Consider the following 4,964-nt stretch of genomic DNA (forward strand, 5'->3'; position numbering starts at 1 on the left):
CGATAATGTCAGATTGCGGATCTTTTGCTTTGAGGGCAAAGACTGCTGCAACCTGAAAAATTCCATCAACGCCTTCAACCGCCTTTCGAAGTGTCTCAGGTTTCATTAAATCAGCATCTACTATTTCAATACCAAGATCTAATAGGTGGTTATTTCTCTGTGTATTTTGCGAGTCTCTTACACCAGCTCGAACTGTATAGTTTCGTTTTAGCAACTCTTTTACTAACGTAAATCCTAGATGTCCTGTTGCACCTGTAACAAGAACTTTTTTCCCGTTTTTTTCCATTTTTAATCACTTTTTAGGTTATTATTTTGTATCGGAAAGTTTAAAAACTTTCAACTAGTGGAGAGTTTAATTAATTAAAAATAATTTTCCGTAAGAAAAAAACTAAAAACAGTTTATTTGGTGAAAGCTATGACAACTATTCAAGATGAGAATATACTTGAACGATATGGGCTAACAACGTATGAATTTGCAGCTTATAGGACATTACTTCATCGAGGTGCCTGTGATGCAAAGGATCTCTCAGAAAATTCGAAAGTTCCCACTGGAAGAATCTATGATGTAACTGCTTCATTGGAAAGTAAGGGATTGATTGACATTCAAGATTCCCGACCAAAAGTCTACGTTCCTGTCGATCCAAGCAATGCAATAAAGAGCTTATTGGAAAGGAAGAAGGAAGAACTTGAAACTCTCACAGAACAAGCATTAATAGTTGAAGATGAGCTGAAAAAATTTCATCAGAAAACCCCAAGTGAAAGTCTTTTTTGGAAAATTGGTATAGGCCCAGAGACAATTGGAAAATTCAATGACCGATTACATGAAACACAAAATTGTTTTCTTTTCTATAGTGAATTTTTCGAAACAAAACCCCACATGCATTCTCAAGAAATCTTAGAAGAAGCAGAAATCTTTATTGATTTACAAAAGAGAGGCGTATCTCTAAAAATTTTAATAGGTACCAAAGATATATCTGAGACAATGCAGCAAATGCTGGACCTTCTTTCCCCTATTCTACATAGACTGGATTTTGACAAAATGCAAATAAAATTTACTGAAACAATCACCGTTCCTTTTGTAGTCATTGATGACGAAAAGGTTGTTCTAAAGATTAAAAATCCAGCGAATTTAGAGGAGTTTTTTGCATCGATTTATATCTGGCAACGAAAATTCGCTACAGAGCTATCTGTAAAATTTTATGAGATGTGGAATCAAGCAAAAGATTTCTCGTTATGAAATCAATTGAAATTTATTCATTGTCGTTTTTGCTTTTAAATTCTAATTCAAATTTTATCAATATTTATTTCATCTGACTCAAAAAGTTTTCTTCCCTCCATTCCTCCTGCAACTGTAATAATTTGTCCAGAAATATGACCAGCTAATTTATCTGACGAAAGAAACAAAATTGTGGAGGCAATATCCTCAGCACGAGCTAGTTTCCTGAGAGGCATTGTTTGAAGGACAGATTTAATACCTGTGTGATCTTGCATGAATTTCTCCGTCATTGGAGTGATTGTCCATCCAGGTGCAACCAAGTTTACTCTTCCATGATAAGCAAGGTGTACAATTTCATTTTTTAAGGATAAAACAAGACCCTGTAACCCAAACTTCGTAACAGAATAATCAACATGGCCAGCTTCTCCAAAAATTCCAGCAGTGGATCCAACATAAGTAATACTTGCAAAATCCTCTGGATAGGCCTCTAAGTTCTTTAAAAAATGCTTACTACAGAGAAATGCTCCAGTCAAGTTAATAGCTATGGTGTTATCCCATTGTTGAAGGGTCATATCATGAGCTGGAATATAATTTTCAGGCCAAATTCCATGATTAACAATCAAAATATCCAAACGACCATTATTCTGATTAATTTGGTTCATCAATTTTTTAACTGAAGTATCAGATGACAAATTTGCTTGGAAGAATGAATAATCCCCTTTTAATTTGGATTCAAGTTCTTTGGTACTAGTTTCATTCTGATGATAATGAAGAGATAATTTAGCTCCTTCTTTATCAAATAATACTGCAGTTGCTTGACCGATTCCACCGTTAGCTCCAGTAATCAGAACATGTTTTCCCCGTAGACCTGTTTCCATTAAATATCACCATCTCATATACTAAGATTATTCGATCTGCAATCTATAATCAAAGATCAGCAGAATAAATATGAGCATTTCCTAGTTTAAACACTGGATTTAAACACCAATTTGATCAAAATGCTCAGCTATTTCATCAATAGTCCAAAGGTTATGATCTTCTTTCTCGATTCCCTCTGTGTATGAGACCTTATATTCAAAAATTTTTGACCCATGGATACCAAACACTTTTCCAGTGATATCTCTCCCTTTTTCACTAGCTAAAAATAGAACGAGAGGAGAAATACACTCTGGAACCATTTTTTCAGAGACAATAGGACTTATCATCCGAGTTACAGCAGCAGGGGCGATAGCATTCACATTAATGCCATATTTTTCCAGTTCAATTGCTGCTATTCTAGTAAATCCAATAATACCTGCTTTTGCTGAACCATAATTTGCTTGACCAAAATTTCCCAAGATGCCTGTAATAGACGTAGTATTGATAATACTCCCCCCAGTGCCCTGATTCCGCATTACTATTGCTGCAGCTTGAGTACAGATAAAAGTTCCCTTTAAATGGACATCAATAACATTATCCCACATAGATTCATCCATTTTCAACAATGTTTTGTCCCGTAGAATCCCCGCATTATTAATCAAGACATCAATCCTTCCAAAATTCTCCAATGCTGTATTAATAATGCTCCGCCCTCCACTCATTGTTACCACACTATCATAATTTGCTACCGCTTCCCCTCCACTGACATTTATCTCAACGACCACTGAGTCAGCAATAGCTACATTGGACCCAGATCCATCAAGTTCTGTTCCTAGGTCATTTACTACCACTTTTGCGCCTTCTTTGGTGAAAGCCAATGCATGAGCACGCCCTATTCCTCGGCCCGCGCCAGTTATAACAACAACTTTCTCATCAAAGATTCCCATATGAAACACTTTTTTCCATTATAAACATATAATAAGATTCACCTTGGACGATAAATCTGTTGGGATAGCTGAACAATGTCTTACAGGAGAGGTAGAAGAGTTGCTACTTCAGCTATCCTTCATAATTTTTTGTTGTTCTTATTTTCCTAGATTAGATTAGAATGCATCAAAATCTAAAAATAAATCTTGAATACAGCTTTTTTAACTGAACGAATACTACCAGCTACTTCCTAGGTTATTACGTTTCCACAAAGGAAAAACTCATCTTGATTCATCTGTTATATACGTTCTTAGGTGTCACTGAACTTCCCGATCGAGCGAAAAAACTCATTCTGAAGTTAATTATGTCAACTACCATTTTGAATTTCTTTTGGTTTCTTTCCTCGGCATTTTTCACTCTTTTCGTGATTGATAGCGTGGGAATTGAACACTTAGGATTTCTTATCGCGATTAGTTATATTTTACAAGCTGTTTTTGATTATCCCAGTGGTACAGTTGGGGATTGGATAGGACAACGGTGGATACTATTTACTGGGTTTTTCTTGGAAGCAATTGCGTACATTACGTTATTTTTAGCTGATTCATTTTTTATTTTACTCATCGCTTATATAATTCGAGCCATTGCAGCTTCTCAACAATCTGGAGCCCTAAACACCTGGTTTGATAATAATTATAAGCTTTTAGCGACTGATACTGATCCTCAAAGAAAGATCTATAAATTCTTTATTGGGAGATGGACTACTATTAGCAATATCGTACCAGGAGTAGCAGCTGCGTTTGGAGGGATATTGGCAACTACATATTTTCGTCAACTTGTATTTCTCATTCAAGCAATCGGTTTAGCCTCATTAGCATTTGTATTTTTGATTATTATCAAGGATTTCTGGGGAATCACTCGGCCTAAAAGATCAATTAAGAATTACTTTACATTATTGGGAGAAGGTATTCGTTTTGCGTTTTTTAGCAAATTTATGTTTCTATTCCTTCTAGGATTGTCTTTAAGCAACACAGTTATAATTATTTGGGTTGATTTAATGTTATTTCCGGTTTATTTTGGCTATACTGGGTCTGACGGTGGGGTGGGACTTTTTCGTCTGGTGGTTTTATTACTTGGAACGTTATCAATCTTTCTTGCATCAAAATTCGCAATTAATATGGAACTTAGCTGGATCCCGCGATTAACTGTTTTAGATACAGTAATCTTCTATTGGGGTGTTGCAGTGATAACTACTTTGTTTCCTCCAACACAAAATACATTCATCCCTCCAGCGTTTCTGACATTTATCACATTTTACACAATCATTTACTTTTTCCATGGATTAAAACTAATCTTAAATCAGCGTTTCCTCCTTGATTCTATTCCTGATCACAATCGGAATTCGATTTATTCCCTTATTCCAACTTTAATACTACTAATTAGTTCTCCAATTGCTATCATTGGAGGTATTTTAATCAAAAACCTAGGTATTTCAGTAACAGCGTTTCTTCTTGGATCAACTGGAATTATTCCAGTCTTTCTCTTTTATGTTGCCTTAAGATCCATTCCGAAGGACATCTAATTGACATTCGAATTGGTTTTACAATATAATAGTTTAAGTTTCAATATTTAAAGTTAAATTCTAGATATTGAAATGCTATGATGATTGGTTTCTAAAATGACTTCTAGGCTCCTAGTTGTTATTACACTTGAATTGTTCCACTCTTTACTATTAGAAGGGGGAAAAAAAGTAGGAATGAAAAAGAGTCCTTAGTCAATTATTTCTTAAGAACTCTTATACTTTAGTCACAGGGACATAAATATACATTGGATCAGTCTCCTCATTTTTCCAATGTTCAGGATAAACTTCATATTCTCCAAAATCATAGCTAATATCTTTATATCCGTTTCTTGCAATCCATTTACTAGCAAAATTCCAAGCATCAGTGAGAGTGGGTAAGGTGCA

At 35.1% G+C, this 4,964-nt stretch carries 5 protein-coding genes; 2 read left to right on the forward strand and 3 right to left on the reverse strand.

The window, feature by feature from the left end:
• Window positions 1–286: NmrA family NAD(P)-binding protein (locus ACWVCY_RS12015; protein ID WP_455143072.1), on the reverse strand; the 286-nt coding region annotated here is incomplete at its 3' end.
• Window positions 287–415: 129 nt separating this feature from the next.
• Between ACWVCY_RS12015 and ACWVCY_RS12020 the strand changes: the two genes are divergently transcribed.
• Window positions 416–1,237 (forward strand): TrmB family transcriptional regulator, encoded by an 822-nt coding sequence (locus tag ACWVCY_RS12020; RefSeq protein WP_455143073.1) that lies wholly within the window; start codon window positions 416–418, stop codon window positions 1,235–1,237.
• 47 nt (window positions 1,238–1,284) lie between these two features.
• On the opposite strand, the gene ACWVCY_RS12025 is transcribed toward ACWVCY_RS12020, so the two are convergent.
• Window positions 1,285–2,094: an SDR family NAD(P)-dependent oxidoreductase gene (locus tag ACWVCY_RS12025; protein ID WP_455143074.1), complete on the reverse strand. Its 810-nt coding sequence runs from the start codon at window positions 2,092–2,094 to the stop codon at window positions 1,285–1,287.
• Between the two features lie 99 nt (window positions 2,095–2,193).
• Window positions 2,194–3,021 carry an SDR family NAD(P)-dependent oxidoreductase gene (locus ACWVCY_RS12030; RefSeq protein ID WP_455143075.1) on the reverse strand — a complete coding sequence of 276 codons (828 nt, stop codon included), beginning with the start codon at window positions 3,019–3,021 and terminating at the stop codon, window positions 2,194–2,196.
• A 344-nt stretch (window positions 3,022–3,365) separates the two neighbouring features.
• On the opposite strand from ACWVCY_RS12030, the gene ACWVCY_RS12035 reads away from it, so the two are divergent.
• Window positions 3,366–4,580, forward strand: a complete 1,215-nt coding sequence (locus tag ACWVCY_RS12035; RefSeq protein ID WP_455143076.1) for an MFS transporter — start codon at window positions 3,366–3,368, stop codon at window positions 4,578–4,580.
• The last annotated feature ends 384 nt before the right edge of the window (window positions 4,581–4,964 follow it).

The organism is Candidatus Hodarchaeum mangrovi, assembly GCF_975850365.1.

Bases quoted from the DNA above. Each gene is read 5' to 3' on its own strand.
- ACWVCY_RS12020 (WP_455143073.1), top strand. From the start codon at position 416: ATGACAACTATTCAAGATGAGAATATACTTGAACGATATGGGCTAACA.
- ACWVCY_RS12025 (WP_455143074.1), bottom strand. From the start codon at position 2,094: ATGGAAACAGGTCTACGGGGAAAACATGTTCTGATTACTGGAGCTAAC.
- ACWVCY_RS12030 (WP_455143075.1), bottom strand. From the start codon at position 3,021: ATGGGAATCTTTGATGAGAAAGTTGTTGTTATAACTGGCGCGGGCCGA.
- ACWVCY_RS12035 (WP_455143076.1), top strand. From the start codon at position 3,366: ATGTCAACTACCATTTTGAATTTCTTTTGGTTTCTTTCCTCGGCATTT.